This window comes from Streptomyces sp. AF1A, assembly GCF_047340315.1.
Classification (GTDB): domain Bacteria; phylum Actinomycetota; class Actinomycetes; order Streptomycetales; family Streptomycetaceae; genus Streptomyces.
The window spans coordinates 1-4,756 of the sequence record NZ_JBLEBI010000298.1 but is presented as its reverse complement, the minus strand read 5'-3'; the positions used below and the strand labels follow the sequence as shown (position 1 = coordinate 4,756).

Annotated in this window: 1 protein-coding gene; it reads left to right on the top strand. The window is 76.3% G+C overall.

Features of this window, described 5'->3' with window-relative positions; translation table 11 throughout:
• A partial coding sequence (locus ACLU3S_RS35915; protein WP_413956167.1) for an amino acid adenylation domain-containing protein occupies positions 1 to 4,756 on the top strand: 4,756 nt, incomplete at both ends.

Below are 4,756 nucleotides of genomic sequence, written 5' to 3'. Positions count from 1 at the left end.
GGCCCCGGCGCCCCCGCCGCGCCCGCGACGCACCCCGTCTCCGAAGGCCAGCGCGCCCTCTGGCTGTTCGACCAGATGCACCCCGGCAGCCCCGCCTACAACCTGTGCTTCGCCGCCGAGGTCACCGGCCCGCTCGACGTCCCGGCCCTGCGCACCGCGCTGCAGCGCATCATCGACCACCACCCGGTGCTGCGCACCGCCGTGCTGCGCGAGGGCGGAGAGCTGGTGCAGCGGGTGCGCACCGGCGTGCCCGTCGCGTTCGAGGAGCGGGACCTCACCGGCGGCGGTGACGTGGACGCCGCCGTGACCGCGTTCGTGGAGCGGCCGTACGACCTGGCCGCCGGCGCCTTCCTGCGCTGCGAGGTGCTGCGGACGGCCGCCGGACGGCTCATCCTGCTGATCGGCAGCCATCACATCGCGGCCGACCTGTGGGCGTTCTCGCTGCTGCTGCGCGACCTCCAGCAGGCCTATCCGGCGGCCCGCGCCGGGCGCCCCGTCCGGCTGCCCGCGCCCGCCGCCGACTACCCGGAGTACGTGCGCTGGCAGCGCGACCTCGTCGCCGGGCCGCGCGGCCGGGCGAGCGCCGCGCACTGGGCGAAGGTCCTGGACACCGGGCCCGCCGGAGAGATCCCGCGGCTGGAGCTGCCCGTCGACCGGGCCCGCCCGGCCCGGCCCGGGCACCGCACCGCCGTGCACGCCTTCACCCTGGACGCGGACGTCACCGCCGCGCTGCGCGGCCTCGCGCGGGAGACCGGCGGCACCCTCTACACGGCCGTCCTCGCGGTGTTCAACCTGCTGATGCACCGCTACACCGGCCAGGAGGACATCTGGCTCGGCTCGGTCGCCACCGGCCGCGGCCGGCCCGCCTTCGAGGAGGTCGTCGGCTACTTCGCCAACCTGATGGTGCTGCGCACCCGCGTCGGGGCGCGCCAGACCTTCCGGGACCTGCTGGAGCAGGTGCGGGAGACCGCGCTGGACGCGATGGAGCACCAGGACTACCCGTACCCGCTGGTCGCCGAGCAGGTCGCCCGGGACCGCGCCGGGACCGGCCTGTTCGACGTGGCCTTCTACTACGAGTCCACCTCGGTCCACTCCGAGCAGGGACTGTCGCTGTTCGCCACCGGGGCGGCCGGGGCCCGGCTGTCCGTCGGCGACCTGGAGCTGCGGCCGTACCCGGTGCCGGTGCAGGGCAGCGAGCAGGACCTCGCCGTGTTCGCCGAGGAGGTCGACGGGCGGGTCAGCTGCTCCCTGCGCTACGCCGTCGACCTGTTCGAGCCGCAGACCGCCGAGCAGCTCGGCCGGCACTTCCGCGCGCTGGCCGCCGCGTGTGCGGCCCGCCCGGACGTCCCGCACGCCACGCTGGAGATGCTCGCCCCCGAGGAGCGCCGCCAGGTGCTCACCGAGTGGAGCAGGCCCGGCGACCCGGCCGCCCTGGCCCGCCGGGGCGTGCACGAGCTGGTCCTCGACCAGGCCGCCCGCACGCCCGACGCGATCGCCGTCGCGTGCGGCGACGAGCAGCTGTCGTACCGCCAACTCGTCGACCAGGCACGCGATCTGGCGCTGGTGCTGCGCGCCCGCGGGGTCGGTCCCGAGGTCAAGGTGGGGCTCACCGGCGACGGCACCCCCCGGCTGTTCGTCGGGCTGCTCGCCGTCCTCATGGCGGGCGGCGCCTACATCCCGCTGGACCCGACCTACCCGGTCAAGCGCCTGGAGTACATGATCGAGGACTCCTCCGTCGCGCTGCTGCTCGCCCAGCGCGCGGTCGTGGACCGGCTGCCCGCCGTGGACGTGCCGGTGCTGTACCTGGACGACGTCCCCGAGCCGCCCGCCGACGCACCCGCGCTGCCCGAACCGGACGGCGGCCGCCTCGCGTACGTCATCTACACCTCCGGCTCCACCGGCCGCCCCAAGGGCGTGATGGTGGAGCACGCCGGCCTGGTCGACTTCGACCTCGCGCACCGCGCGTCCATGCCGCCCGCGCCCGGGCGCCGGGTGCTGCAGAACGCCTCCATCAGCTTCGACGTCAGCACCTGGGAATGGATGATGGCGCTGACCACCGGCGCCACCCTCGTCGTCTCCCCCCGCGAGCACCTGCGCCCGGGGCCGCCGCTGGTGGACACCGTCCACCGCGAGCGCATCACCACGCTGAGCGCCACCCCGTCGGTGCTGGCCACGATGGACCCGGCCGACCTGCCCACGGTCACCGAGCTGACCTCGGTCGGCGAGGCGATCTCCGCCGACCTGGTGCGCGCCTGGGCCCCGGGCCGCCGGATCGTCAACGCGTACGGCCCCACCGAGATCACCGTCTTCTGCACCACCGAGGTGTGCGAACCCGACGGCGGCGTGCCGCCCATCGGCCGCGCCCTGCCCGGCACCGAGCTGTACGTCCTCGACGCGGCGCTGCGCCCGGTGCCGCCCGGAGTCGTCGGCGAGCTCTACCTGGGCGGCACCGGCGTCACCCGGGGCTACCAGAACCGGCCCGACCTGACCGCCGACCGCTACGTCCCGCACCCGTTCTCGACCGCACCGGGCGCCCGGCTCTACCGCACCGGCGACCGGGTCCGCTTCGACCGCACCGGCCGGCTGCACTACCTGGGCCGCGCCGACCACCAGGTGAAGATCCGCGGGGTGCGGGTCGAACCGGCCGAGGTGCAGGACGCCCTGGACGGCCACCCGGGCGTGCGCGAGTCGGTGGTGCTGGCCCGGCCCGGCCGCGACGGCAGGCTGACCCTCGTCGGCTACGCCCTGCACGAGCCGGCGGCCGCCGAGCCCGCCACCGTCGCGGGACTGCGCGCCCACCTCGCCGAGCGGCTCACCTCCGCGATGATCCCCACCCACCTGTTCCTGCTGGACGCCTTCCCGCTCAACCCCAACGGCAAGGTGGACCGCGCCCTGCTGCCCGCGCCCGAGGAGCTGGCCGAGGACCGCGGCGAGCCCGTCCGCGCGCCGGGCACGCCCACCGAGCGGGCCGTCGCCGAGGTGTGGGCCGGTCTGCTCGGCGTGGACCGGGTCGGCGCGGACGCCCACTTCTTCGAGCTGGGCGGGCACTCGCTGCTCGCCGTCCGGGCAGCCGCGCGCCTGCACGAGCGCACCGGCGTGGAACTGCCGCTGCGGGACCTGTTCGACGCACCCGTGCTGTCGGCGCTCGCCGCCCGGATCGACGCCCTCGCCGCGACCGGCGCCGGCCCGCAGGACGCCCGGACCCCGCAGCCGCTGCCGGTGCAGCCGCGCGGCCCCGAGGGGCTGCCGCTGTCCTCCGCGCAGCAACGGCTGTGGTTCGTGGAGCAGATGCAGCCCGGCGGGCTCGCCTACCGCATCGCGGGCGAACTGCACCTGGAGGGCCCCGTCGACACCGGCGCCCTGCGCGCCGCGCTGCACGACGTGATCCGGCGCCACGAGGTGCTGCGCACGGTCTACGTGACCGTCGACGGCACCCCCCGGCAGGTCGTCACCGACCCCGGTCCCGAGGACGCGCTGCCGCTCGTCGACCTGTCCGGGCACGCGCCGCAGGCCCGCGAGGAGGCCCGCGCCGAGCACACCGCGCGCTTCACCGCCCGCCCCTTCGACCTCACCGCCTCCCCGCTCCACACCCAGCTGCTCAAGCTGGCCGAGGACCACCACGTCCTCCAGCTGTCCGTGCACCACATCGCTGCCGACGGCTGGTCGATGCGGCTGGTGGTGCGCGAACTCACCGCCTGCTACACGGCGCGCGTCCAGGGCGGTCCCGTACCGCTGGGCGAACCGCCGGTGCAGTACGCGGACTTCGCCGCCTGGCAGCGGGCGCGGCAGGAGAGCGAGGACGGCGCGGCCGAGCTGGCGCACTGGGTCGAGGCGCTCACCGGCGCCCCCGACGAGCTGCGGCTGCCCACCGACCGGCCCCGCCGCGACCAGGCCGTACGGCCCGCCGCCCGGGCCCGCCGGGTCCTCGGCCCCGGCCAGGCCGAACGGCTGCGCGCCCTCGCCGGCGAGGACGGCGCCTCGCTGTCCATGGCGCTGCTCACCGGATACAAGGCGCTGCTCGCCCGCTGGTCCGGCCAGGACGACATCGTGGTCGGCATGCCCGTCGCCGGGCGGGTGCGGCGCGATGTGGAGGACGGCGTCGGGCTGTACGTCAACACCGTGCCGGTCCGCACCGACCTGTTCGGCGCGCCCACCTTCCGGCAGCTGCTGCGGCGGGTGCGGCGGGGCGCCCTGGAGGCCGACGCGCACCAGGGGGTGCCGTTCGAGCGGATCGTGGAGCGGTTGGCCGTCCCCCGCGACCTGCACCGCACGCCCGTCTTCCAGGTGCTGTTCAACATGCTCAACCTGGACGACTCGCTGCCGGCGGTGCCGGGCGTGCGCACCAGGCTGGTGGAGACCGAGGACCTCGCCGCCCGCTTCGACCTGACCCTGTACGTCAGGCCGGGCGCCGACGGCTCCCTCGGCCTGGACCTCGTCTACGACGCCTCGCTGTTCGACGCCGGCACGGTGGCCGCCTTCCTCGACCAGTTCGAGGCCCTGCTGGCCGCTGCCGCCGCCGCACCGGACCGCCCCCTGGCCGACCTGGACGCCCCGCGCGCCGCCACGCTGCCCGACCCAGCCGCACCGCTGCCGGCCGGGGCGTGGACCGCCGCGGTGCACGAGCGGGTGGCGCGCACGGCCGCCGAGCGGCCCACCGAGGTGGCGCTCGGCCACCGAGGTGGCGAACTGACCTACGGCGCCCTGGAGGAGGCGGTGGCCGCCCTGGCCGGCGACCTCCGCGCGGCAGGCCTCGGAA